The 24,680-nt window shown below is 61.6% G+C and carries 21 protein-coding genes; 17 read left to right on the top strand and 4 right to left on the bottom strand.

Annotated elements, in window-relative coordinates:
- The 3 genes from AYJ54_RS51685 to AYJ54_RS48980 form a co-directional block, all read left to right on the top strand.
- Window positions 1-314: hypothetical protein (locus AYJ54_RS51685; protein WP_063696015.1), on the top strand; the 314-nt coding region annotated here is incomplete at its 5' end.
- Between the two features lie 284 nt (window positions 315-598).
- Complete coding sequence (locus AYJ54_RS46765; RefSeq protein ID WP_082905394.1) at window positions 599-850, top strand: hypothetical protein; 252 nt, start codon at window positions 599-601, stop codon at window positions 848-850.
- Window positions 851-1,779: 929 nt separating this feature from the next.
- A complete protein-coding gene (locus tag AYJ54_RS48980) occupies window positions 1,780-2,037 on the top strand; it encodes a hypothetical protein (RefSeq protein ID WP_063697546.1) in 258 nt (85 codons plus the stop codon).
- A 173-nt stretch (window positions 2,038-2,210) separates the two neighbouring features.
- Here the strand turns inward: AYJ54_RS48980 and AYJ54_RS06485 are convergent, their stop codons facing one another.
- From AYJ54_RS06485 to AYJ54_RS06470, 4 genes are all read right to left on the bottom strand, one after another.
- Window positions 2,211-2,798, bottom strand: a complete 588-nt coding sequence (locus AYJ54_RS06485) for a hypothetical protein (protein ID WP_245328912.1) — start codon at window positions 2,796-2,798, stop codon at window positions 2,211-2,213.
- 568 nt (window positions 2,799-3,366) lie between these two features.
- Window positions 3,367-3,810, bottom strand: coding sequence for a superoxide dismutase family protein (locus AYJ54_RS06480; RefSeq protein WP_063697543.1), 444 nt, complete (start codon window positions 3,808-3,810; stop codon window positions 3,367-3,369).
- Between the two features lie 175 nt (window positions 3,811-3,985).
- A complete protein-coding gene (locus AYJ54_RS06475) occupies window positions 3,986-5,062 on the bottom strand; it encodes a Rossmann-fold NAD(P)-binding domain-containing protein (RefSeq protein ID WP_063697540.1) in 1,077 nt (358 codons plus the stop codon).
- A 211-nt stretch (window positions 5,063-5,273) separates the two neighbouring features.
- Window positions 5,274-6,203, bottom strand: a complete 930-nt coding sequence (locus AYJ54_RS06470; protein ID WP_161491809.1) for a glutamate cyclase domain-containing protein — start codon at window positions 6,201-6,203, stop codon at window positions 5,274-5,276.
- 804 nt (window positions 6,204-7,007) lie between these two features.
- Between AYJ54_RS06470 and AYJ54_RS06460 the strand changes: the two genes are divergently transcribed.
- From AYJ54_RS06460 to AYJ54_RS06395, 14 genes are all read left to right on the top strand, one after another.
- A complete protein-coding gene (locus tag AYJ54_RS06460) occupies window positions 7,008-8,390 on the top strand; it encodes an ABC transporter substrate-binding protein (RefSeq protein ID WP_082905502.1) in 1,383 nt (460 codons plus the stop codon).
- A 132-nt stretch (window positions 8,391-8,522) separates the two neighbouring features.
- Entirely contained in the window at window positions 8,523-10,889 is a 2,367-nt protein-coding gene (locus AYJ54_RS50545) for a hypothetical protein (RefSeq protein WP_161491808.1), read from the top strand.
- Window positions 10,886-11,776, top strand: coding sequence for a branched-chain amino acid ABC transporter permease (locus AYJ54_RS50540; RefSeq protein WP_063697527.1), 891 nt, complete (start codon window positions 10,886-10,888; stop codon window positions 11,774-11,776). Before AYJ54_RS50545 ends, AYJ54_RS50540 begins: the two co-directional genes overlap by 4 nt.
- On the top strand, window positions 11,773-12,780 hold the full coding sequence (locus tag AYJ54_RS06445; protein ID WP_082905500.1) for a branched-chain amino acid ABC transporter permease: 1,008 nt from the start codon (window positions 11,773-11,775) through the stop codon (window positions 12,778-12,780). The genes AYJ54_RS50540 and AYJ54_RS06445 overlap by 4 nt, the downstream gene beginning before the upstream one ends.
- On the top strand, window positions 12,669-13,550 hold the full coding sequence (locus AYJ54_RS06440; protein ID WP_136623485.1) for an ABC transporter ATP-binding protein: 882 nt from the start codon (window positions 12,669-12,671) through the stop codon (window positions 13,548-13,550). Before AYJ54_RS06445 ends, AYJ54_RS06440 begins: the two co-directional genes overlap by 112 nt.
- A complete protein-coding gene (locus tag AYJ54_RS06435) occupies window positions 13,547-14,272 on the top strand; it encodes an ABC transporter ATP-binding protein (protein WP_063697521.1) in 726 nt (241 codons plus the stop codon). Before AYJ54_RS06440 ends, AYJ54_RS06435 begins: the two co-directional genes overlap by 4 nt.
- A 282-nt stretch (window positions 14,273-14,554) precedes the next feature.
- A complete protein-coding gene (locus tag AYJ54_RS06430) occupies window positions 14,555-15,469 on the top strand; it encodes a hypothetical protein (RefSeq protein ID WP_136623484.1) in 915 nt (304 codons plus the stop codon).
- 54 nt (window positions 15,470-15,523) lie between these two features.
- Window positions 15,524-15,862, top strand: coding sequence for a hypothetical protein (locus AYJ54_RS06425; RefSeq protein WP_136623483.1), 339 nt, complete (start codon window positions 15,524-15,526; stop codon window positions 15,860-15,862).
- Complete coding sequence (locus tag AYJ54_RS06420) at window positions 15,859-18,546, top strand: hypothetical protein (RefSeq protein ID WP_063697513.1); 2,688 nt, start codon at window positions 15,859-15,861, stop codon at window positions 18,544-18,546. The genes AYJ54_RS06425 and AYJ54_RS06420 overlap by 4 nt, the downstream gene beginning before the upstream one ends.
- 178 nt (window positions 18,547-18,724) lie before the next feature.
- Window positions 18,725-19,726: an ABC transporter ATP-binding protein gene (locus tag AYJ54_RS50445; RefSeq protein WP_063697510.1), complete on the top strand. Its 1,002-nt coding sequence runs from the start codon at window positions 18,725-18,727 to the stop codon at window positions 19,724-19,726.
- Window positions 19,723-20,721, top strand: coding sequence for an ABC transporter ATP-binding protein (locus AYJ54_RS50440; RefSeq protein WP_063697508.1), 999 nt, complete (start codon window positions 19,723-19,725; stop codon window positions 20,719-20,721). The genes AYJ54_RS50445 and AYJ54_RS50440 overlap by 4 nt, the downstream gene beginning before the upstream one ends.
- A gap of 259 nt (window positions 20,722-20,980) precedes the next feature.
- Window positions 20,981-22,477 carry an ABC transporter substrate-binding protein gene (locus AYJ54_RS06405; RefSeq protein ID WP_161491807.1) on the top strand — a complete coding sequence of 499 codons (1,497 nt, stop codon included), beginning with the start codon at window positions 20,981-20,983 and terminating at the stop codon, window positions 22,475-22,477.
- 73 nt (window positions 22,478-22,550) lie between these two features.
- The gene (locus AYJ54_RS06400) at window positions 22,551-23,522 is read left to right on the top strand and encodes an ABC transporter permease (protein WP_063697502.1); all 972 of its coding nucleotides are present in this window, start codon (window positions 22,551-22,553) and stop codon (window positions 23,520-23,522) included.
- A gap of 18 nt (window positions 23,523-23,540) precedes the next feature.
- Window positions 23,541-24,443 carry an ABC transporter permease gene (locus AYJ54_RS06395; protein WP_082905499.1) on the top strand — a complete coding sequence of 301 codons (903 nt, stop codon included), beginning with the start codon at window positions 23,541-23,543 and terminating at the stop codon, window positions 24,441-24,443.
- Window positions 24,444-24,680: the final 237 nt, after the last annotated feature.

Here is a 24,680-nt window from a genome sequence, read left to right as displayed (position 1 = left end):
CGATGGGAAAGCCGATTGCCATTCTACTCTCTTCCGCGGCGTTCGCCGCCCTTGCCGCGAGTAGTGCCGACGCCATGCCGATCTCGCGCTCGACCGTACCAACGTTGAACGTCGAGCAGGTTCGCTGGGTGTGCAACGAATGGGGGCGCTGTTGGCACCAGCGTGACTATTACCGTCCCTACGGGTACTACCGACGCTATGACGACGACGAGTGGCGACAGCGTTACCGATACCGACATAGCTATGGCTATTACGGTCCACGTTGGGGCGGTTACGGTTGGCGCCGCGGTTTGGAGGATGACAACGAGCAATGAGCCGCGATCAGCGGCGTCGAGCGCATCGTGATCCAGAGCATGCTCGCTTCATCGCTAAGTCCCGCGCTGTCCGATAGGTAAAGCTGGGACACAAGGTCCCCATGTAAGCTTGCCGTCAGGATAGGAGATCGCGATCTCGAATAGATCGTTCGAGCTTGGCGCATTCGCACCAAAGACCAGACTGCGTCTTACTTTGAACACGCCATCCGATTTCTACTTTTTCCCGATCCGGGACGGCCGCTGAATCGTTGGCGACCGATCAAAGAGAGAAAGGGTGGATCAAAATGAAAAAGGTGTTCGTAGTCGCGGCTGCGTTGGTCGCTGTCACTTCGGCGGCCCATGCGCGTGGACCAGGCGGCAGCTTTGGCGGAGGCGCCTCCAGCTTCTCGCCGGGCCATTCGTTCCAGAGCAGCGGCCCCGTCACGGGCACGACCGGCGCTTCAGGCTATTCCCCCGGCCATCAGATGCAGTCCAATGGACCCGTAACCGGATCTCCGGGAGCCTCAGGCTACACGCCCGGTAAGCTCAAGCGCTAAAAGCATAAAGGACACGCGCAAGAGGCCGCCTCAGTTGGCGGCCTCTTTTCGTTTTTGGGGACGATCAGCGCGTCACGCCGGTTTCCCGCAGGCATGGCGTATGGTTCTCGTTGATGCAGGCTGTCTCGGCGCACCACTTTTCCAGTCCGCGCCATGCCACAACCGCACCGGTGACGGCCGCACCTCCAGTCGATCGACCCAAGCACTTTGATGAACTCACCGACATCCGTCCACGTCGAATGGAGCGGGCCTCACAGGCCTAACCAAGTGATGATTAGCAGATCAATACGAGGCCCGCAGCGCTGGCCGTTCCGGCGTAACGATCAAGGTTCATGGGGGAGCGATAGCGTTGATCGAAAGAGAGCCCCAGCCAAGGGAGCTGGGCCAGGGCTTAAAGGTCCCAGTGCGCGACCGGGAGAGGAGTCGCGTGCCGTCGGAGCATGTCTGAGTCGATGCTGCCTTGTTTTGGTGGAAGCGCTGTGGTCCACAGGAAAGACCGGCCGCTAGCTCCACTCTGCGGCGAGCTTCGCGATCTGCTTATGGTCGAGCAGCGACGGCTGAGCTTCCCTGAATATCGTGGCGTCCAAGCCGTGTAGCTTCTGGGCCACGCCCCGCTGAACAGCGGTTCGAAGCGTCATTTGGCCCTGCCCGTACAATGTAACGAGGCTCAGGCGAGGCTGGAGCCTTTTCAAGCACAAGACCTTACACGAACCTTACAATTGCGCGGAATTCCCCTAGCCCGGCAGGCGCCGCCCTCGCCAACCATAAACTTCTCGCCGCACAGCGATCATTGGCTTAGGAAAAGAACTCCCTTCACCTTCTGGATTGAAAGATGAGGCTTCGCATTCGAAGACACCCCGAGCTTGCCCGGTTACTCGAGACTGGCCTGTCTAAGTTCGGCTTCGAGGTCTACGCCGTGCCTAGAGGTAATGGCAACAGAAGAGCACAACGGCGCGCTGGTCGACTTCGTGAACCAGATCCGTACGCGACTTCTCGTGACGGAAGTTATGGTGGGCTTGAATAAGCTAGCGCTGCCAGGGCTCGATCTTGCGACGGTGAAGGATTTCACGCGGCACGTGCTGGAAGCGATAAGGGCAGACAAGTTAGGCTACGCGATCTTGACTGCCGCCAAAGGAGGATACTCCGAAGAGTCACCGCTGCGCTCCTGCGCCAATCAATCCCATTAGTGGCATCAAGGGGCCGACCGGAATGTATTCCGTGATCGACCAACTGTTCTTTTGAGAGCGGTAGGGTTTTCATGACCGCTCGCGCCTCGTCCTGGGTCTTCGCGTCGACCAGGAAGATCACGCCTTTACCATCGCCTCGCGAATACCATGGCGTGGATCAAGCCCTGCGCGATTTAGGCACGAGGCTTGACTCGCCGGTACAGCTGCCGCAGCGCCAGCGCGTGCAGCAGGACCCCGCATGGCACCGCGAAAGCAGGGGTGAACACACCCGGATAGGCGCCGGTGGCGCCGATGCTCGGCACATCCGGAACGATCAGCTGGAGGGGGCCGGGCGAGGTGATCGCCCCCATGGTAATCGCGACGGCGAAGTCGGCGAGCCCGAAAATATTCCAGATGATCGCCGCCCTTCGGCCCTGAGCTGTACCGTTCGCCACTGCGATCGCTGCCGGCACGGCGAACAGGCCGGTCAGTACATCCCCAATTCCCGCCGGCCATCCGAGCAAGCCGGTCAGCGTCCCACGCAATGCGGCAACCAGAGCCCAGCTGCCGAATACGCGGTAAAGCTGAAGGGCGATAAGCCAGGTCGCCGGCATCGCATCGAGCACCCGCCCCACCCGCTTCGACAACAGCAAAAGCGGGACGCCGATGATCATCGGCAGCCAGATCGCTACCGGCAGCACCGGCAGTGAGGTGCCCGTACGGAAGGCGCCATTGATCGCCGCGCTCCAGGCGACAGCGAACCAAAGCGTGTAGGGGATCATGACCGCCAGCCGAGGCGTGCCAAAAACCTGCTCGGACCACACGCGCTGATCGACCTCTACGAGCCACTCTGTGCAAGCAACCATACGGCTGCTACAGCAGTCGGCTATTCGCGATAACATTGACGGGGTATGAAGCAGAACTTCACAGTCAAGCAGGGCGCGCTCGACCGCGTGGAGCGTTTCCGAGTGTTGCTAAACGCCCAAACTTTCGCCAGTTCGCCACAGACCTCGGGAGCCTCGGCGATTAGCCGGGCGGCCCGCGCACTTGAGGCTCGCCGGTGCGGTGCTCTTCGCACACACACAACGTGAGCGTCGGCCTGACCCAGGCTGGTGAACGATTCCAGCCGCGCGCAAAGCGAAGCCTTCGGCGCGCCTAGCCGTCGCAAGCCCAACCAGGCTCGACAATGCGCACCGTATGGTGCCCCGCGCTCGATCTTTGCCGCGGAGTTGGCTGCGGCTTCATCGAGCCGCGGACCTCTCCCCAATGTCTAGCGGCTATAAAGTCGAGATCAAAGCAGCCGCGCGATGAATACTGTGCGCTGAGAATATGACCAGCAGCTCTTCGGGTTTACTGCGGTATCCTAGCGATGAGCTGATGATGAGCGTTGACACCGATATCGCCGCGCTGCTCGCCATGAGCGATCTTATCGCTGTGGTAGACGAGCAGCACGGCATTGTCGTGGGTCAGTTTCTGCGGAGCCGTCACCATGAGCTTGGCGGTTCCATCCGCTCCGGCCACGAAATCGTTCGTCTTGCCCGTACCGTCGAGCGGGTTGAAGCCGACAGGCTTCTGGTCGAAATGATTCTCGAAAAGGCCGTAATGGCCGCCCGGCCGCAGGTAGCTGAACTGGACCAATATCTCGACCTTGCCACCGGCAGACGGAGTGATGGTAACGGTGCCTTTGGGCGCGAGCCAGTCGCTGAGATTGAATCCCAAGGCTTCGCCCTTAGCATTGACGAGAGCGGCAGTCTTGGGGTCTTGGTCAATCAGCGCTGCGCGGATGCCAGCCACGTGCTGGATATTTTGAGGTCCCACTGCGGCGGCTGCGGATGCATCAGCCGAAACCGCTTGACCCGCATGTCTTCGTTGCTACCAGAACGCCGTGTAACGAAGCAGCAGCGCCAGGCGAAACCGAACTGAAAATAAGCGTACTGTCGCGAGATCTTTGGTACGGTGGATTACCTGACTATGCCGCCGCGGGTTTCATCTTCCGATTGGCCTCGAGCCTTCGATCGACCAGTGCCACCATAGCATCGAGGGCGCGGTGCCTCATTCCCTTCTGCTTCGCGGCAAGTTGAACGAGCTTGTCCGCACGCTCGATATTCGGGGCACCGTTGTTCAGGGCGCGCGCAGCGGAGGCAGGACGTGACAGGCTCTCCGCCGCCGCCGCATACTTTTCGAAAGGCACCAAATCATCGCGTGAGGCGCCCATTTTGACGCAGACGTCGAGCACAAAATCGTAGATGGAGCGCGACGCTGCCAGATCCGAATGAACGGCCTCCAGGGCGGTCCGCATCCCGTCCTCGGTGATGCACCGGTAGTTTCCAGCCATTAGCATGGCCCACTTGGCCAAGGGTACGTAAATGGAATCATAAAACCGTAACTTCACCGGCAAGTGTATCCTGCCCTCGGGGGTATCGAAGCGCACAGCATCGATCTCCTCCCCCAGCCGCCGCACGATCTCGTTCCCCTTCGCTACGTTCAAGCGGGCGACCTTGAAGTTCGTCGGCAGCGTCACCTGTAGTACATTGGCCTTTTCGTCAGGCGGCCGTATCGCCTGCGGATCGGGACTGCAGAGCGTCATCGTGCCCGGGTCGAAATCCTCCCAGACTTCCGGCGCGGTATAAGCGGGCTTAAGCAGATCGGAATCTATCCCCGGAATACGCTTGATATAGGGGAGCGGCGGCATGTTCATGATCGACATGCACGGCACCCGCGACTTCGCCACAACGTTCAGAAGCTCGCGCACTCCGGGCGACCCGTATTGGGGCTCCTGCATCGCAAGGCCGATGAGGTCATATTCGCGAGGGTCGACGTCCGTCGCTCCCGCTGCTGACACTCGGCCGGGGAGCTTCCGTGAATCGAGCTCGATCGGTTCGCTCCGGCCGCGGATCGGAATCCAAACACGGAACCCTTCGGAATTGATCAGATCAGCCTCGGCCGGCAGGCAGACAAGTTTCACCGAATGCCCGCCGAGCAGAATCTTCGACGCGAGCAACGAACCGTATGACGCGCCCAGAATGAGAATGTTGTATGTCGACATCGTCGGCCTCCCTTTGAGGTCTTAGCTCGGGTTGCGGCCTGCTTTGTACTATCGGTCGGCTCGATGCCACGGGTGCGGAGCCGACAAGCGGCACGTGCGGCCGAACCGTGGCGGCTGCAGCTACGCCAACCAGCGGGATTCCTGAACCCGAGGCGAACAGTATGGTCCAGTTGGCGGTCGGATCAACCCGCCAGGCTAACATCCAAGGTGATCAGCTCAGCTGCGACGCCACCACGGCAGAGATCTCTTCAAGAAGAGCCGCGTGCTGTTCCCAGGGGATGCGGTCGACACTCATCTGCGGTCGCCCAGGATTATCGACACGGCTGTCATCGACCGCCTGCCCGGTTTCCACCGCAGCCGACAGAAACCGGCGATCCATATCGCGAGTGAAATAACGCAGGAGAGCCTCCCGCAACGCCGGCTTCGTGCAGGCCATTGCGGCAAGGAGCCCATAAGCTCCCCAGTTCGACACGCCGGCGACGATGAGCGAATCGACCGGGGTCGTGCCTGCGATCACCTCGCCGTTGGGAATTCCGCTTTCGATGATTTCCTTGGGCAAGGATCCCATCCCGATCTCATTGCCACCATCTCCGATGCCGATCGTGTACCAGCGGCGCTTTGCGGCGGGGGCGCTAAAGAGAAGATGGAGCGGAGCCGTCTCGCGCGACATATCCCATCCGTGCTCCCGGTGCGGCTTTCCATCCGAACCGGGAGAAACTCGCTCGATTGCGATCAAGTGAGTGATCGGCCGATCGCCTGTTTCCAGGTGCTGCCGCAGGCGGAGAACCGAACTCTCCGTCGTCGACACGACCTCAAGATTGACGGGCTCCGGTAGCGCATCGACCACGGCCCACACCGCCTTTGCACACGGCGCATCGGTAATGACCGTTACCGGGATCCCCGCATTTGCGAGGCCTACGGCCAGATGGGCGGTCCCGCCGAGCCCATCCGTTTCCGGAGAAGGCGGCTCCGCGTGCTGGATATAGAAACCGGTGACGATGCCAACGTGCGCGTTGGGCGTGTTCATGATCGCTTCCGCGGCGCGGGCGAGATTGCCTTTCGCCCATTCGGTCATCTGGCTGATGTCGCGTTTGACTTTGCGCCCAATGATCAACTCGATCCGGGCCACTGACTCGTTCACTGTATCCACCTCGACTTGCCTTCTCGAAGGTGCCCGGTTGCTTCTGCCCGGGTTTTTTCCGGTCGCCCTACATGATAACAGACCTGTTTGGAGGACAGCGTCCTTGCTCTGTTGCTTAGGAAAATCGCATGTGCCTACCCCGGAGCTCATTCAAGGATAGTTCGTCAGGTGGGTGTTGGCTTCCGGGGATGGAATAGCTCTTCGACGGACTGTTTCGGCTCCTTGATCCGAGAGCGGTCCTTGCGGTCATTCTTCTGTGCTTCGAGCTTCTGCAGGAAACGGAAACGCGGCGATCGGGTCGCGTGCCCCGATTGGCTGTGCTTGGTCATGCCGAAACCCTTTTGGCCGCCATGCGTCATTTGGTCACCAACGAACGGCCAATTCCTCGCACCCTCCAGCCGCCCCCGGGGCCAAGCTTCTTGGGGGTGGCCGGAAGCACGATCACAGAGAAAGGATAGCCCTGATCGTCAAAGGGCGCGAGGCTGAGACGGTCGCTTTGCGAGAATGCTGCAGTGCAGCGCGCTGGGATGGGCACCATCTCGATCAAGATTCAAGATCAGGTTGCCGTGCTTCATGGACTGCAATCCAGCCTTGCGGATCAACGGCAGGACTTGCTTACGGAGGAAATTGACGTCGCGCTGTAGTTCGCGCCTCTCGCGGACACATTGGACGTCAACGATGCACAGAACTGTGGTTTGGCGCGTTACAATGGCCTAACATGTGGCAATGAGCCCCCGTTAGGAGCTTGAACGTGGCGATATCATCAATGTCCTCATCAATGTCCTCGACAAAGGAGGATAAACCATGGAGCAGAGAAACGTAGATCGTAGAAGCTTTCTCAATAACCTCGGCGTGACGGTCGGCGCTGCTGCGGCGGCAACCGCAATACCGGCCATGAAGCCTGCATCGGCGCAAACTCCGGCGGCGCCGAAAGGAAAAATTCCCGACGCGCCTCTCAGGCTCGGTCACATGACCTTCTTGACTGGCCCCGCAGCAGTGCTCGGCGAGCCCTCACTCAAAGGCCACCTCCTGGCTGCTGAGGAAATCAACGCGCAAGGCGGCATTCTCGGAAAGCGCAAGATCGAGACGATCACCGCCGACGAGGCAGCCGGCACAGACGCCAACGTGAAAGAGCTTCGCCGTATGAAGCTCTCGGAAAAGATCGACCTGTTTACCGGTGTCATATCGAGTGGCAACACGCCGGCGCTCGGCCCGGTCGCCGAGGAGCTTGGCGCGCTGACGATTTTTGTCGACGGCTGCACCGACTTCCTGTGGGACAAAGCGGTGCCAAATCCGAAATTCGCGTTCCGCATTACCAACATCCAGTCAGCGGACGGCGTGACTTGCGCGCTGGCGGCGGCGCAGACCTGGCCTCAGGTAAAGCGGATCGCGCACATTCACCCGGACTACAGCTATGGCCGCAATGCCTTCGACCATTTCAACATCGCGTTCAGCAAGCTTGTGCCTGGCACCGAGGTCGTCTCGGAAGGCTGGCCGAAGCTCGGCACCACCGACTTCACCGCTCATATCACCAAGGCGATGTCGTCAAATCCAGACCTGATCGTTTCGTCGGTCTGGGGCGGCGACTACGTGGCAATGTACAAGCAGGCCTTACGTTACGGCATGTTCAACAGCGCGAAATTTGCGAGCACGATCGCGTTTGGCGTTGCGCCGCATGCAATCGGCAAGGATCACCCGGAAGGCGTGATCGCGGGCGTGCACGCGAACTATTACTTCACCTTCCCGCCGGGAAATCGTTGGCCCGCCAACCAGCGGTTCGTCGAGAAGTACTACAAGCGGTGGAATGAGTATCCGAACTTCCAATCGGATGGCGCGTATCACACGCTCTACATGTACAAAACGGCAGTCGAGAAGGCGAACAAGCTTACAGGCGGCTGGCCGGAGGAAGAGGCGATCATCAACCAGCTTGAAGGCATGTATTTCGAGACGGCGGCCGGTGATCTGTATATCCGTCCGGACAATCACCAGGGCTACAAGGACGCGGTGACGGGCTTCAGCAAGAACGTGGCTGAATACCCGTTCCAAATCCTGGATCCGGCTCGGATGATCACCATTCCGATCCGCAATATCACAGCGCCTCCGCGCTGGCCGAAGCCGGGTAGTGGTCACAACGATCCGACGGCCACCTACAATTGGATCAAGGAGACCTGGCCGCAGGTCGCTTGAACGCAATCGAGACGACCATGCCTTTTGTCGAAGGTATGGCCGTCTTCGGGATGTGGTCTTGATGGTGCGGCCGCAACTCCACATCCGCGTTTTTCGGCCGCAGCGATGTCCTGCTGGCAGGTGGAGCGGAACATGTCTCTGCACGCAGCTTCACCTCGGGCGCGACTAGGCGGCTTGGTGGTGGGGCTGACATGTGCGGTTGCTATTGCGCCGCCATCGGCGCGGGCCGACCACGCGGTATCTTATTTTCCCTCCTTTTACCCGCATGAAATCCGCATCGAGACGCTCGATCCGGAAGGAGCGGCTCGCGAGTTCATCAACAAGAACAATCCGCTGCATGTTTATGTGGGCACTGCACCACGCTTTTCCGGTCAGATTCCCGAGCACCTCAAGTCGGCCGAGTCGCTCAAATCGCTGATCACCGTCAGCGTCAATCCGCAGTCGTCGCGGCTTCAGAACCGCGAGGCGCGCTGCCACGCCATCGAACAGGCCGCTGCGGCGCTGCGCGCGCCACCTGACGTCGTTATGCATCCGTATCCGATCACGCCCTACCACGCCGACTATCTCGGCCACGCAGATCGGCTGCCTCCGGGCAAGGCCACGCGCCAGCCAACCGCTGCGCCCGTGCCGACGTTTCGCGCCGGCGCCGATACGTCTCTGCTCTCGCCGCAGGCCCCCGTCCAGGCGACCGACTGGGATGTGAGCCTCGATGAGACTTCGGTGAGCGCATTGCTCACCGACGCAGGTATCGGCTTCAATGATTGGCCAGCGCCACGCTGGACCAAAGAAGGATGGTTCCAGGCCTACCAGCTACTTCGCCCTGCCCTGAGCCAGGCGAGCGACCGGGAACAGGCCGACGAGCTCTTTGAGCGCCTCGCCCATAACGAGTTCAGGGATCGCACCGAACAGCTCAACCTCGAGCGCGAGTTGCTGGCAGCATTGCTCGTCAGTTGCGAGCGCGCCGTAGTCGGCTATCGGCTGCGGCGCGAATTCTACACTGACGACTTTTCCGACGGCATCGAAAATATCTCCGTGGATTCTCAGTCCGGGTTGAATTCGGCGGTCTTTGTCAGGACGGTCAAGCTCAAGGATTTCCTCTGGAATGGCTCGCTGCGAATTGGCATCGATCCGCGGCCGACCGCAGCCTGGAATCCGATTGCTGGCTTTACCGATGCGGCCGGTCGTCTGGTGTGGTCGATCGTCGGCGACAACGCCTTCCTGCCTGTTCCTTATAATAGCCGATGGGTCCAGAATCGCGCTGAAATCCGCACCACGGACGAATCCGGCATCCGGCGGTCGGTTCGTGTTCCCGATGATGCGCTGATGCCACAATCCATGACCGGCAAATTTGCCCCGGTTGGGCCGGGCCATGGCGCGATGGCCAAAGTGCTGTATCGCATGTCGGCCTCGAATTTCAGCGACGGTTCGGTGATGGAGCCGGCCGATTTGCTGTATCCGTTTGCGTTGGCATTCCGCTGGAGCGCCGGCGGGCAGAATGCGGCGACCTACGATCCAGAGATCGCCGCTGCGACACGGCTGATGCGCGAGCGGCTGCGCGGCGTGAAGCTCGTCCGGGTGGAGGAAACCGCGCGGACGATTGCAGATCAGACCTTCACCTATCGCAGCCCGATCATCGAGGTTTATCTCGATAATCTGACTTTCGACGAACAGGAGGATGCCCTCATCGCTCCGCCCTGGAGTTCGGTGCCCTGGCACGTGCTTGCGCTGATGGAGGTTGCGGTCGAGCGCGGCATCGCAGCCTTCTCGCGCAGCGAAGCTGAGCGGCGCCACCTCCCATGGCTCGACCTCCTCCGCGATCCAGCTCAATTGAAGGCATTGCGCGCGCTGATCAAGGAATTTGCACAAACCGGCTACCGGCCGGCAGCGCTCGAGCTGCTGGTCGGCCCTGAGGCGGCGAAGGCCCGTTGGCAGCTTCTCGACCAGTTCGTTGAAGCCAACGATCATTTGCTGGTGACCAACGGACCCTATCGGCTGAAGGCCTGGTCGCCCGACACGTTCGTTTTCGAGGTCGTACGGGAGTTCACCTATCCCGTCGGACTCGGTACGTTCAACGGCTTTGCCGATCCGGCACGCGCGCTCATCCGCGCTATGGAGCGCGCAGGCGATCTCGTGCTGGTCAGCGCCGACGCCGAATTCGCCGTCAAGCAGCAACGCGACCATCGCCTCGTCCGCGCGCCGCTGCAGCCCGACACGCTGCGCGGCACGCTGCAGCCTATTCGGCCGGAATCGCACTATGTCATCATTGGCCAGGACGGCCGAGTAGCTGCCGTCGGAGGCCTGGTACGGCAACCGGACAATCGCTTTGCGGTGTCGCTGCCGACCACCCTTCAGCCGGGCGTCTATACGCTGTTCGCGGCGATCTTTCTCGATGGAAACACGATCAATCCCGCAATCGGACGCATCGAGCTGCGCAATGGCGGGACAATTGGCAAGGCCGGGCGAACCGGGGACGCGAGGGACGAGGAGAGAAAACCGTGACGATCTTCGTCATCCAGATTCTCAACTCTTTCTTTTACGCGGCAGTCCTGTTCCTGATCGCCGCGGGCCTAAGTCTCATCTACGGCGTCATGCGCATTGTCAATCTGGCGCATGGGGCGCTTTATGCGCTCGGCGCCTACGTTTCCGCCTGGATTGTCGGCAGTGCGGTCGGTCACGCGCTGGAAGGAACTCTCGGCCTGGCCGGAATGCTTCTCCTCCTCCCGCTCGGTGCGATTGCCATCGCGGCCGTCGGCGCCCTGATCGAGCCTACCCTGCTGCGCCCGCTCTATCAACGATCGGAGGAATATCACCTGCTGGTCACATTCGGTCTGCTCCTGATCCTCGAAGATGTCATGAAGCTCGTGTTCGGCCGCACGCCATTATCGGCCGGCACGATCATGGATCGGATGGGCAGCATCCCGGTTGGTCGCCTCATGTATCCCACTTACAATCTGTTCGTCGTCGCAGTCGGGATTGCTGCCGCGATCGGATTGTGGGCATTTATCTACCGCACCAAGTTTGGCGTCATACTGCGCGCTACCTCACAGGACCGGCGCATGGCTGCCGCGCTCGGCATCAATGTCAGCCGCGTCTATGTCCAGGCCTTCGCCATCGGCTGCTTCATGGCCGGCCTCGGCGGGGCGGTGGTGGTGCCGGCTCAGGCGGCGGTCCTTGGCCTGGGCATCGAGGTGCTTATCCTGGCCTTCGTGGTCGTCGTGATCGGTGGGCTCGGGAGCTTGCAAGGAGCGCTCGTCGGCGCGGTGATTGTGAGCTTCGTGCGCACCGCCGGCATCCAGTTCTTCCCGGAGATTGAACTCGCGGTTCTCTACCTGATTGCGGCCGCGGTCCTGCTCGTCCGTCCCACCGGTTTGTTTGGAAGGGCATGACGATGACGATGGCGGCCACTGGCACCTCGATTTGGCGGACCACCATCGACTCTGCACTCGTTCTCGTGATCCTTGCGATCCTGCCGCAGGTCGTCGATCCCTATCAAACGGTTCTGCTGACCTACGGTCTGATCATGGCGATTGCCGCACTCGGGTTCAATCTGCTGCTCGGCTACACCGGCCTTTTGTCGTTTGGGCATTCGGCCTATTTCGGCGCTGGCGCCTATCTGGTGGCATTCATCACGCGAGATCTCGGCGCGCACTCCATGGAGCTGTGCATCGTCGGGGGGATGCTCGGCACGCTGATCATTGCAGCGATTTTCGGATTCGTCTGCGTGCGGCACACACGCATTTTCTTCGGCATCCTGACGCTTGCGCTGTCGCAGGTCCTGTGGAGCCTTGCTTTCAAGTTCTTCTGGGTGACGGGCGGCACCGACGGCATCCGCGTACCCTATGCCAGTCTCACGCTGCTCGGCGGCCTGGTCGATTTCAAGGGGGGCGGCTCGTTTCAGCGTTTCATCTATGCCTACTATTATTACGTCCTTGCGCTGTTTGCCGTCTCCACGACCATCATGTGGGTGATCGCGCATTCACCGTTCGGCAAGGCGCTGCAGGCGATCCGCGACAACGAAACGCGCGCGCGGTTTGTCGGGATTTCGGTAAGGCGCTATCGCTGGATCGCTTTCATGATTTCCGGGATCTTTACGGGACTTGCCGGGATTCTGTGGGTTCCGCTCAACGGTCTCACCACGCCCGACATTCTCTATTGGCCATTCTCCGGCGAGATCGTGTTTATGAGTGTGCTAGGCGGATTCCGCTCTTTCACCGGTCCAATCGTCGGCGCGATGGCGTTCAACTACCTGAAGACCTACGCAATCGCTAGCACCGAGTATTGGCAGCTTCTGCTTGGCGTGGTGCTTGTCATTCTGGTGATGGCGCTACCCGCCGGCATCGTCGGAACGGCTGCGCAGCTCGCTGCAAAGCGCGGGAGATCGACGAAATGACCCTCCTGGAGACGGTCAGCCTGAAGAAATATTTCGGCGACACGCACGCGGTCGATGATGTCAACCTGACCATTGCGGAAGGCGAGTTCATTTCCGTGGTCGGCCCCAACGGAGCCGGAAAGACTTCGCTATGCAATGTCATCAGCGCCCATCTCGCTCCCGACTCCGGAAAGATCATCTTCAAGGGGCGCGACATGACCCATTCATCGGTGATCGAGCGAGTGAAAGCCGGTATCGCGCGCAGCTTCCAGCTGGTTAACCTGTTCGACGATCTGACGGCCTTCGACAACGTGGCGCTGGCGATATTCGCGCGCGACGGCAAGATAAGGAACATGGCGGCACTCGCCGACCGCGACCGCGAGGTCACTATCGAAGCTGACACGGTTCTTGATCAGTTCGGACTCGCCAGCAAGCGCAACGAGCCCGCGCGAGGTCTCGCGCAAGGCGAACGCAAACTCTTAGATGTGGCGCTCGCTTACGCGCTGCGGCCGAATCTCTTGTTTCTCGACGAGCCGACCAGCGGGGTGAGCACGCGGGAGAAGGACAAGATCATGGACATCATCGCTTCGGTCGTGCGCGGCGAAGGCATCACCGCCGCGATCATCGAGCACGATATGGACGTCGTCTTCAAGTATTCCAACCGAATTGTGGTGATGCACCAGGGGGCGATCCTTGCCCAGGGCACGCCGGACGCCATCAGAAACAATGACGATGTTGCGATGATCCTTCTCGGCTCTTCCGGGCCGGATGCATTTTCGCGAAAGGAATGATCGTGCTGGAGGTCAAGGCGATCCACACCTACCGCGGCCCCGCTCACATCCTCAACGGCGTTTCGCTGCGCGTGGACAGGCAGGAGGTCGTGTGCCTGGTCGGCCGTAACGGCGCCGGCAAGACCACGACGATCGAGAGCATTATGGGCTTCCTGGCGCTGCAGGCAGGGCAGATCGTGTTTGCCGATGAAGACTTGACGAGGCTTGCCCCGCACGAACGCGCCAAACGCGGAATCGGCTATTCGCCGGAGGATTGCGGCGTGTTCCCGGAACTGTCCGTCGACGACAATTTGATGATCAGCCGCTGGCTCGGGGATGAGGTGTCGCGCCGGCGGGACGGGGCTGTGCGTCCAGACCCGCAGACGCAGGCTTTCGCAGTCTTTCCCGAAGTTCGGGATCTGCTGCAACGCCAAGGTATGCAGCTGAGCGGCGGTCAACGCAAGATGGTCGCGATCGCACGTGCGATGATGTTGTCGCCGTCCCTTCTCCTGCTCGACGAGGCATTCGAGGGGCTCGCGCCGGTCGTGGTCAATCGGTTCACGGAAGCCGTCATGAAGATCAAGGCGATGGGTGTGTCCATCCTGATGGCGGAATCGCATCTCGCCGCCGCGTCCCGTATCGCCGACCGGCTCTACGTGATCGATCGCGGCGAGATCATCTTCCGCGGTTCGCCAAGCGATGCTCGCGGAGATGAAAGGGTTATGAAGGCCTTGCGCGGATGATTGCGCATCGTGGTACGCGCCCGCGCGATACGAATCTTCGTTTTGTTGGGAATGCCCATGAAGAGCCGCATAACGTTTGGACTTCTGTTGTCGGCTTTAGCCGTAATCGGGCCGGCGCGAAGCGGCCACGAATCGGCAGTTTATCCGTCTTTTTATCCGCATGAGATCGAGATTAAGACCGTCGCCCCGGATGCCGCCGGAAGCCTGCTACTGCAAGCCAAGATCCACGCCTATCTCGGAAACGAGCGCCGCTTTTCAGATTCGGTGGCGGATTTGGGCAGTGTGGAATCACTTGGGTCCCTGGTGGCGATCCGCGTCAACCCAATATCGTCATATGCGAAAGCGGATGCGACAGCTTGCGCAGCCGCGCATGCCGTTGCGCGAAAGATCAGCTCGAACAATCCGGATGTGATCCTGCATCCCTATCCGATCACACCGTTGCACGGCGATTACCTGTACCATGCCGATCTCGCCGAAACGGCGAAGCGACGCCTGCTCTCCGACACGGAGGCTTTTCCAACAATCCGGGATCTGAAGCTGAAGGCAGCGGACGCTGCCGCGAAACGGCTGCTCGGCACCGAGAAGGCGGCGCCGGAATCAGACTGGGACGTTGAAATCAGGGAAATCAACTTGCCCGAACTCGTTGCCTCGGCAACGACTGTGATCAACGGCTGGCTGGTCCCGCCAGCGGCGAGGGGCGGATGGTACCAGGCCTATCTCGTTCTGCACGACGCAATCGATGTCGGCACAAAGGAGCGCGTGGAAGCTGACCTGCAACGGATTCAGTCAGGCGATTTCACCGACCCGGTCGATCGCATCAATCTGGAACGGGCGCTGGTGACAGCCCTCATCGGCGACTGCCGTCAAGTCGTCATCGGCTACACGCTCAAGCGCGAATATTTCAATGCCGAATTCTCGGCCGGGATCGAGAACATCGCTTTCGATTCCATTAACGGCCTCAACGCAGCGATCTTCCTCCGTACGGTCAAGCTGAAGGACTTTCCCTGGAACGGCTGGCTCCGTGTCGGAATCGACGCGCGACCGACGTCGGCCTGGAATCCGATCACGGGCTTTTCCGACAGATTCGGACAACTGATGTGGTCCGCCGTCGCAGACCCGGCTCTGTTGCCGTCGCCCTATGACCAGGACTGGATGGCCAATCGGATCTCGGAGATCCAGGCCACCCCGCCGCGATGAGGAATTGCAGCGATGCCTTGCAGCACACTCTTTCGGGCATGTCTCCCGGGCACGGTGCTCGCCTGGGCAACCGGAGCGACCATCACCGGGGCGTTTGCCGCGGAGCTCACATTCGACTTCCACATCGAGCGCGGGCGGGTGATGGAGAGCACGCAGGTCATCCGGATCAACCAGGGCGATGACGTCAAGCTGCGATGGCACACGGATCGATCAATCATCCTGCATCTGCACGGTTATGACATTGAAAGGAAGATCGAGCCCGGCACCGTCGGTGTGATGGAATTCGTCGCGTACGCCACCGGGCGGTTTCTAGTGGAAGTCCATGGGTCGTCTGGGATCGGCGGCCACTCTCACGGGGAAGCTCCCCTTGTTCGTATCGAGGTCTATCCGTGACCAGAACCGCCATAACGACCCGATGCAGGCTGGCCGCGGCTGCGGCCCTGCTTATTGGCGTCACACCGGCCGGCGCGCACGGCTTCGGCCAGCGTTACGATCTCCCCCTGCCCTTGTCTCTGTATCTTTTCGGCGGCGCGGCTGCGGTCGTGTTCTCTTTCGTGGTGGTCGGCCTGTTTGTACGCCGCGCGCAGCCTGCACGCGCCTATTCGCGCATCGATCTGTTCGACTATCCGCTCGGAAAAGTCGTCGCGGCGTTGGGCGTTCCGCTTAAGCTGATCGCTCTCGTCCTGTTCGCCGCGATGCTGGTGGCGGGTTTTTTCGGCGATCAAAATCCTTACCGCAATCTCGCACCCACGCTGGTCTGGATCATCGCCTGGGTCGGCCTCGCCTATGTTTCGGCGTTCGTCGGAAATATCTGGCCGCTTATCAATCCATGGCGAACTGCCTTCGACGGCGTTGAGATGGTGTACAGGCGCGTTTGTGGCCGCAATCTCGCACTCGGCAGACCGTATCCCCTGGCACTCGGTGTCTGGCCCGCGGTGCTCCTGCTGCTGACCTTTTCCTGGATCGAACTCGTCTATCCGACACCTGCTGTGCCGTTACACCTAGCTTCCTTCGCGCTTGGTTATTCCGCGCTGACCTGGACCGGAATGTATCTGTTCGGCAGCGAGGCCTGGCTGCGGCATGGCGAGCTCTTCACCGTTGTATTCGGTACTTTCGCGCGCTTTGCGCCAACAGACATACGCACGGCCCCGCCGAAACCGCAATTTCGGTTGCGAGGATTTGGCACGGGCTTGGCCTGTCGCGAGCAGATTTCGCCATCAATGATGGCATTCGTGCTGCTGCTCCTGTCGAGCGTTCTTTACGACGGCCTGATTGCGACTCCCGAATGGTCGGTGACGGAATCCGCGATCATCGCGCGTTTATCTGATGTCGCCGAGCTCGGCCCGGTAGCCCTACGAAGCGTCGGCCTGCTCGGGTTTTGGCTCCTGTTCCTGTCAGCCTATTGGATGGTGAGCATCATCATAGCCGCGGTGACGGAGTGGCAATTTTCGCCGCGGCAGATCGCCCAGAGTTTCGCCCTGACGCTGATCCCAATCGCGCTCGGCTATCACCTTGCGCATTACCTCGTATACTTCCTGGTCCAGGGGCAATACATCGTTCCGCTGCTTTCCGATCCTTTCGGCTACGGCTGGAACCTGCTCGGGACCGCGAGTTACCGGCCGAACATTGCAATCGTAGGGGCGCGCTTCGCCTGGTACACGGCGGTCGCGGCCGTCCTTTTCGGACACATCACGGCAGTCTATCTCGCGCATTTGCAGGCGATGCAGACATTTTCCGCGCGCAAGCGCGCGTTGGCCTCTCAGATTCCGCTCACCGCGCTGATGGTGGTCTACACCTTCGTCAGTCTGTCGATCCTGGCCGAGCCGATCGTCGAGCGGAGCAGGCCATCCGCGCAACCATCGACCGTGGCGGAGAATATGATTGCGATCCCCGCAGACGCCGTACTGCCTGATCCCGACAATAGCCACCTCCAGGCCATCGGCCCCGGCAAATTCGCCAGGACGAAACTGGTCTATCGCCTGCTCGGCTCCGCGTTCCACGACGGGACGAGGATGACAGCGGCCGATCTGCTCTACCCCTACATCTTTGCATATCGCTGGGGCGTTCGTGGCGATGGCCGCGAGACGCATTACGATCAATCAATCGATACCGCGACCGCGCCGATACGTCGCCAGCTTGCCGGATTGCGGGTCGTGGGCAGCGAAACCGCGTCCCGGTCGATCAGAGTCGGCGACGTCGATTTCCTCCGCGAAGTCTTCACGATCGAGGTCTATACGACCAGCGCGCCGACGAGCCCGGAACGGGAGGCGGTCCCGGCGCCGCCCTGGAGCACGCTGCCCTGGCATCTTCTTGTCCTGATGGAAGAAGCGGTTGGCCGAAACTGGGCGGCATTCTCGCAGGCCGAGGCCGTTCGCCGCAGCGTCGAATGGCTGGACCTCGTCCGCTCGCAAGCGCTGAAGGAGCGGCTCGCGGCCTTGAGCGAGAGCTTCGAGCGTGAAGGCTACCGGCCGGAAGCGTTGCGCACCCTTGTCGGCGTTGACGAGGCACGCAGGCGATGGGCGGCGCTCTCAGCCTTCTACAAGGCCAATGGCCATTTTCTGGTGACCAATGGGCCCTATCAGCTCAAGAGCTGGTCGCATGACGGCGTCGTGCTCTCCGCGTTCAGGGACTTGAGCTACCCGCTGGGTGTAGGCTCCTATGACTCTCACGCGATCCCGCGTCGCGGATTCATCACTGCGGTGGACTCGACCGGCGATGGGGTCCGATTGTCGGGCGATATCGAAATGATCGACAAGTTTCAGCGCAGTTATCGCCTTAAGCGCGTGCCACTCTCATCCATACCGCCGGACGTGCTGAAACGGACGCCCCCGGAGTGCCGGTTCGTGGTCGTCGACGATCGAAAGCGTGTGGTGCTCGCCGGCGCTGCCCCTCTTGGCGAAAGCTCCTCGTTCCAATTCGATTTCAAGAACCGGTTGCCGGTCGGCCGTTACACGATGTTCGCGGCCGTTACACTCAACGGCAATGTCATGAACGCCGATATTCGCCAGATACCGATCGTCGTTTCGACCGGTGCAGAAGGCCAAGGGTCCCAAGTGAGCACAACGGGCACACCTTAAGTGATGATATTGGCCTCCGGCGCTCGGAGCTCCGCGCTCGAAGTTGTTGCGGCACGGCGTCAGGACGACGATTCAACCTGTCTGCGGCATTGCACGCAAAGGTCCTGCGACACTACCAATGTGGCAAGTCCTTGGGGTGGCTGCTAGAATAGCTCGCAGAGAAAATCGGGAGGGTGTCTTGGCGCCGCTCCTGCAGATCAAGGATTTGCATACCGAGTTCCGGACCGGCGCGGGCGTTGTACGAGCCGTCGACGGGGTTTCTTATACCGTCGAGCAGGGCGAGACAGTCGCGATCGTCGGCGAGAGCGGGTCGGGCAAGTCCGTCGGGGCGCTGTCAATTCTGCGCCTGATCCCCGATCCGCCTGGGCGGATCACGCGAGGAGAGATTCTGTTCGACGGCCGCGACCTCATGCAGCTCTCGGACACGCAAATGCGTGAGGTGCGCGGCGGCGACATCGGCATGATCTTCCAGGAGCCGATGACATCATTGAATCCCGTTCTCACCATCGGCCGGCAGATCACCGAGACGCTTGAGCAGCACCGCCGTGCCGATTCCGCTGCGGCGTACAAGCGCGCCATCGAGCTCCTCGGCCTGGTCGGCATCGCCGATCCGGCCCGCCGCCTCAAGCAGTATCCGCACCAGCTCTCGGGTGGCATGCGCCAGCGCGTCATGATCGCGATCGCGATCGCCTGTGATCCCAAGCTCATTATCGCGGACGAGCCGACGACTGCGCTCGACGTGACCATCCAAGCGCAGATCCTGGAGCTTATGAACGGCCTGACGCGCCGACTCAACGTGGCGCTCATCATTATCACGCACAATCTCGGCGTGGTGGCGCGCTACGCCAAGCGGGTCAACGTCATGTATGCCGGGCGCATCGTCGAGAGCGGCCTGGCAGCGGCGATCTACCACCACCCGCGCCATCCTTACACGATGGCATTGCTGCGGTCGGTGCCTCGGCTCGATCGTCCGCGCCAGGCGCGCCTCGACCCGGTGAACGGCCAGCCCCCCGAGCTCACGCGCCTCGACCAAGGCTGCGCATTCCGCCCGCGTTGCCGCTTCGCGGTGGACGCCTGCGCTCAGGTGCGGCCGCCGCTTGAGCAGGCAGGGCCAGCCAGCCACCTTGCGGCGTGCCTGCGCAGCGAGGAGATCGTCGCCGCGGCAGGAACGGTGGCATGAGGACGCCCGTAACCCACGCTCCGACGCTCCTCGAGGTGAAGGGGCTGCAGAAGCTGTTCCCGGTCACCGAGGGCGTCCTCGCGCTCCGCGCGGCCGGCGAGGTGCGCGCGGTCGACGGCGTCGATTTCACGCTTCGCCGGGGGGAGACGCTGGGGCTGGTGGGCGAGAGTGGTTGCGGCAAGACGACGACCGGCCGGTGCATCCTGCTGCTCGAACGGCCGACCGCCGGCGAGATCCTCTATGACGGCGTCGACCTCACCAAGCTCGGCTACAAGCAGCTCCGGGCGCTGCGGCGCCGCATCCAGGTCATCTTCCAGGATCCATACAGCTCGCTCAATCCGCGCATGAGGGTCGGCGACATCATCGCCGAGCCGATGAAGGTCCATGCCATCGAGCTCGATGCGGCCCGCCGCGCGGCCCGGGTGCGCGAGCTGCTCGCGATCTGCGGCCTCAGTCCGAATTTTGCCGATCGCTACCCGCACGAGATGTCAGGCGGCCAGCGCCAGCGCGTCGGGATCGCGCGCGCGCTCGCGCTCAATCCCGAATTCATCGTCTGCGATGAGGCCGTATCCGCCCTCGACGTGTCGATCCAGGCGCAGATCGTCAACCTGCTCGAGGATCTGCGCGAGCGCTTCCGCCTCACCTATCTGTTCATCGCACACGATCTCTCCCTGGTGCGGCATCTCTGCCAGCGCGTCGCGGTGATGTATCTCGGCCGCATTGTCGAACTCGCGGATTGCGACGAGCTGTTCGACAACGCGCTGCATCCCTACACCCGGGCGCTTCTCGACGCCGTGCCGGTGCCGGATCCAAGCGTCGAGGCCGGTCGCAGGTTGCGCCCCGTGAAGGGAGAGGTGCCGAGCCCGATCAATCCGCCCTCGGGCTGCGCGTTTCATCCGCGCTGCCCGATCGCGGTCCAAAGCTGCAGCCGGGTCCGCCCTGAGCTGCGGGAGGTGCGACCCGGCCACTGGGTGGCCTGCAGCGAGGTGCGTTAGATTCGGTCGAGCTGTGGCGCTTTCCACGAAGGACCGCCGCACGCTTCGCCGGACACCCGATTGAGAGGTGGCTCTAAGCATTGATCCCAATAACCAATCCATCCCCAATAACAAGGAAGGAAGGAAAAGGAGGAGGCAAATGATCAGGACATTATTGGCGGCAGCCGGTCTTGGCGCTGCTCTTTGCATCGCGCCTCTCACGAACGCGGCCGCTCCGGCAGCTGCCGACACCCCGAAGCGCGGAGGGATACTCACTTTCATGATCCCGGCGGACGCTCCGCCGAGTTTCGACGGCCACCGCGAGACCACCTATGCGACCGTGCACGCGGTTGCGCCATTCTACAGCGTGCTTATCAGGATTAACCCGGACAACCCGTCGTCGACCACCGATTTCGTCTGTGATCTTTGCACCGAAATGCCGACGCCGACCGACGGAGGGAAGACCTACACCTTCAAGATCCGGGAGGGCGTGACATTCCACGACGGCTCGCCGCTCACCGCCGCGGACGTTGCGGCGAGCTGGCAGGAGATCATACATCCCCGCGAGGGCATGTCGAGCGCACGCGAGAGCTACTTCATCATGGTCGACAAGGTCGAGGCGTCGGATGCGACGACCGTGGTGTTCCGGCTGAAGTTCGCGACCAACGCTTTTCTGCCCTCGCTCGCCGATCCCTTTGCTTGGATCTACAAGAAGGAGATCCTCGACAAGGATCCGCGCTGGTTCGAGAAGAACATTATGGGCTCCGGCCCGTTCAAGTTCGCCGGCTACGAGATCGGCCAGTCGATCAAGGGGGTGCGCAATCCCGACTATTATCACAAAGGACGGCCTTATCTCGACGGATTCATCGGCATCTTCGCGGCCAAGCAGGCCGTGCGGGTCGATGCGATCCGCGCCGACCGCGCCGCGGTCGAGTTCCGCGGCCTGCCGCCCTCAGCCCGCGACGAGCTCGTGCGCGAGCTCGGCGACCAGATCACCGTTCAGACCAGCGATTGGAACTGCGGCAACCTGGTGACCCCCAACCACAAGCGGAAGCCGTTCGACGACGTGCGGGTCCGCCGGGCGCTTGCGCTGGCGATCGACAGCTGGCACGGCGCGCCGGCGCTCGCCAAGATCGCCACCGTGCATACGGTAGCCGGCATCGTGTTTCCGGGATCGCCGCTGGCGGCGACCAAGGAGGAGCTGCAGACGTTAGCCGGGTTCTGGCCGGATATCGGGAAATCGCGCGAGGAGGCCAAGCGCCTGCTCAAGGAGGCAGGGGCCGAGGGACTCAAATTCGAGCTGATGAACCGAAACGTCGACCAGCCCTACAAGTATGTCGCCACCTGGCTAATCGACGAGTGGAGCAAGGTTGGATTGCAGGTCACGCAGCGCGTGCTGCCGACCGGTCCGTTCTTCGACGCGCTGCGTCATGGCACCTTCGATGTGACCGTGGACTTCAACTGTCAGAGCGTCGTGAACCCGCTCATGGACATCGGCAAGTTCTTGCCGCACTCGGTCTATGCCGAGAACTACGGCAACTATGACGACGAGAAGGAGATTGCCCTCTATCAGGCGCTGCTTCACGAGACCGATACCGTCAAGCAGCGATCGATGATCCGCGAGTTCGAAAAATACGTTCTCGACACCCAGGTTCACATGCTGATGACGCCGTGGTGGAATCGCATCATCCCCGCCCGGTCGTATGTGAAGGGCTGGAAGATCAGTCCGAGCCATTACCTCAATCAGGATTTGGCCAACGTGTGGCTCGACAAATAGGCTGCGCCATGCCGCGATACCGGTCCGCAACCGCTGACTGGCATCGCGGTGCGGTCAGGATCGGACGCTCAGGATGTACCGGTATATCGTGAACCGGGTGCTTCTCGTGATCCCGACGTTGGTCGGAGCGGCGGCGCTCGTGTTCGTGCTGATGCGCCTCATTCCAGGAGACATCTGCGAGGTCCGACTCAGCTCCGGTGGCGGAAGCGTCGACCCGCGCGCCGTGGCGCTTTGCCACGCCGAGCTCGGACTCGATCGTCCGCTAATTCTACAGTTCCTGGACTTTGTGTGGGGCTTCTTTCGCCTCGACTTCGGCACCTCGATGTGGTCGGGCAAGCCCGTCGCCGAAGAGATCGCAGCGCGCTTGCCGATCTCGCTCGAGATCGCCGTGATGGCAACCGTGGTTGCCATCGCCATCGCAGTCCCGCTCGGGACCATCTCGGCATTGAAGCAGAACAGCTGGATCGACCATGTGGTCCGCACGACCGCCATCGCAGGCATCGCGACGCCGTCGTTCTGGCTGGGGATCGTCGCCATCCTGGCCGTTCTCGACATCTCGCATGCAGTATTCGGCACGCCCTGGATGCCCCCGATCGACTACGTCCCGTTCTGGCAGGATCCACTTCGCAACCTGTCGATGGTGATTCTGCCGGCGGTTACCGTCGGCTACCGCTACGCCGCTGTCACCATGCGGATGACGCGTTCGGCGATGCTGGAGGTGCTGCGCGAGGATTATATCCGGACCGCCCGCGCGAAGGGTCTGCTCGAACGGCTCATCATCAACCGGCACGCGCTCAAGAACGCGCTGCTGCCGGTCGTGACCCTGATCGGCATCGAGTTCGCCTTCCTGATCGGCGGCCTCGTGGTGACCGAGCAGGTGTTCAACCTCAATGGCGTCGGCCGCCTGTTCGTGCTGGCCGTCCAGAATCAGGACTATACGCTGACGCAGGCTCTCGTCATGCTCACGGTCGCAGTCTTCGTGTTCGCAAATCTCGTGGTCGATCTGCTCTATGCGTGGCTCGATCCGCGCATCCGCTACGGCTAAAGAGTGGGAGCTCGCACGATGGTCGATCTCACGCCGCCCTGCGCTTCCGCCGTCGACACCGCGGCGGAGAGCCCGCGCCCGTCGCGCGAAGGCATCATCGGCTTTTGCCGCCGCCAGCCGCTCGGCACGGTCGGCCTGGTGCTGGTGCTGGTCATGGCGGTCGCAGGCCTCTCGGCCGAGTGGATCGCCCCCTACAATCCAACGTCGAACGATTTCGCCGCCATGACGGAACCGCCGAGCTGGGCGCACCTCATGGGCACCGATCAGTTTGGCCGCGACCTGTTCTCCCGCATCGTGTTCGGCGCGCGCACCGCCTTGATCGTGGGATTCTCGTGCGCGATCATTGGGGGCGGCGCCGGCCTCGTGCTTGGCGTGGCAAGCGCCTATTTCGGCGGCCGCCTCGACCTCGTCCTGCAGCGCGTCATGGATGTGGTAATGGCCTTCCCACTGATCATCATGGCGCTCGCCGTCATCGCCATCTTCGGCAGCGGCGTCTACAACGTGATCGTGGCGATCACAATTCCGCTCATCCCCCGTTGCGCGCGGGTCGTGCGCTCGAGCGCGCTTGCGATCCGGGAGGTGCCTTATATCGATGCTGCGCGCGCCTGCGGCTTCGGCCACACGCGCATCATACTTCGCCACATGGTGCCGAATGTGCTTGCGCCGTTTCTGATCATGCTGACCGCATTCGTCGGCCAGGCGATCCTGGCGGAGGCATCGCTATCCTATCTTGGGCTTGGCGTGCAGGAGCCGACGGCAGCATGGGGCCTGATGTTGCAGGGAGGCGCCGAGGAATACGCCTCGACGGCGCCATGGATCGCTATCTTTCCAGGCCTAGCGATCGCGCTCACCGTTTTCGGCTTCAGTCTGTTCGGCGACGCGCTGCGCGATGCCCTGGATCCCAAGCTGCGCGATCGCTGATCGGGTGGGAACATCAAAATCAGGTAGAATCGGCGAAGAGCAGCAATTACGCCCTGCGCACTACGCGCCTACGTGTCGCCGTCTGACGAATGCAATGGCGGGAAGCTGAGACAAGGCGTTGGGAAATCGTGGAATAGCGTAGGAAATCGTAGAATTGGTAGCGGGGGAGTGCTACCGCCTTTCCCACCGGCCGAACCCGCGATACTGTCTTCGCCTCAGATATTCGCGCCCATGACC

Source organism: Bradyrhizobium centrolobii (assembly GCF_001641635.1).
Classification (GTDB): Bacteria; Pseudomonadota; Alphaproteobacteria; order Rhizobiales; family Xanthobacteraceae; genus Bradyrhizobium; species Bradyrhizobium centrolobii.
This window is presented reverse-complemented; position numbering and strand designations above follow the sequence as displayed.

Bases quoted from the DNA above. Each gene is read 5' to 3' on its own strand.
- AYJ54_RS46765 (WP_082905394.1), top strand. From the start codon at position 599: ATGAAAAAGGTGTTCGTAGTCGCGGCTGCGTTGGTCGCTGTCACTTCG.
- AYJ54_RS48980 (WP_063697546.1), top strand. From the start codon at position 1,780: ATGGCAACAGAAGAGCACAACGGCGCGCTGGTCGACTTCGTGAACCAG.
- AYJ54_RS06485 (WP_245328912.1), bottom strand. From the start codon at position 2,798: ATGATCCCCTACACGCTTTGGTTCGCTGTCGCCTGGAGCGCGGCGATC.
- AYJ54_RS06475 (WP_063697540.1), bottom strand. From the start codon at position 5,062: ATGTCGACATACAACATTCTCATTCTGGGCGCGTCATACGGTTCGTTG.
- AYJ54_RS06460 (WP_082905502.1), top strand. From the start codon at position 7,008: ATGGAGCAGAGAAACGTAGATCGTAGAAGCTTTCTCAATAACCTCGGC.
- AYJ54_RS50545 (WP_161491808.1), top strand. From the start codon at position 8,523: ATGTCTCTGCACGCAGCTTCACCTCGGGCGCGACTAGGCGGCTTGGTG.
- AYJ54_RS06445 (WP_082905500.1), top strand. From the start codon at position 11,773: ATGACGATGACGATGGCGGCCACTGGCACCTCGATTTGGCGGACCACC.
- AYJ54_RS06435 (WP_063697521.1), top strand. From the start codon at position 13,547: ATGATCGTGCTGGAGGTCAAGGCGATCCACACCTACCGCGGCCCCGCT.
- AYJ54_RS50440 (WP_063697508.1), top strand. From the start codon at position 19,723: ATGAGGACGCCCGTAACCCACGCTCCGACGCTCCTCGAGGTGAAGGGG.
- AYJ54_RS06405 (WP_161491807.1), top strand. From the start codon at position 20,981: ATGATCCCGGCGGACGCTCCGCCGAGTTTCGACGGCCACCGCGAGACC.
- AYJ54_RS06400 (WP_063697502.1), top strand. From the start codon at position 22,551: ATGTACCGGTATATCGTGAACCGGGTGCTTCTCGTGATCCCGACGTTG.
- AYJ54_RS06395 (WP_082905499.1), top strand. From the start codon at position 23,541: ATGGTCGATCTCACGCCGCCCTGCGCTTCCGCCGTCGACACCGCGGCG.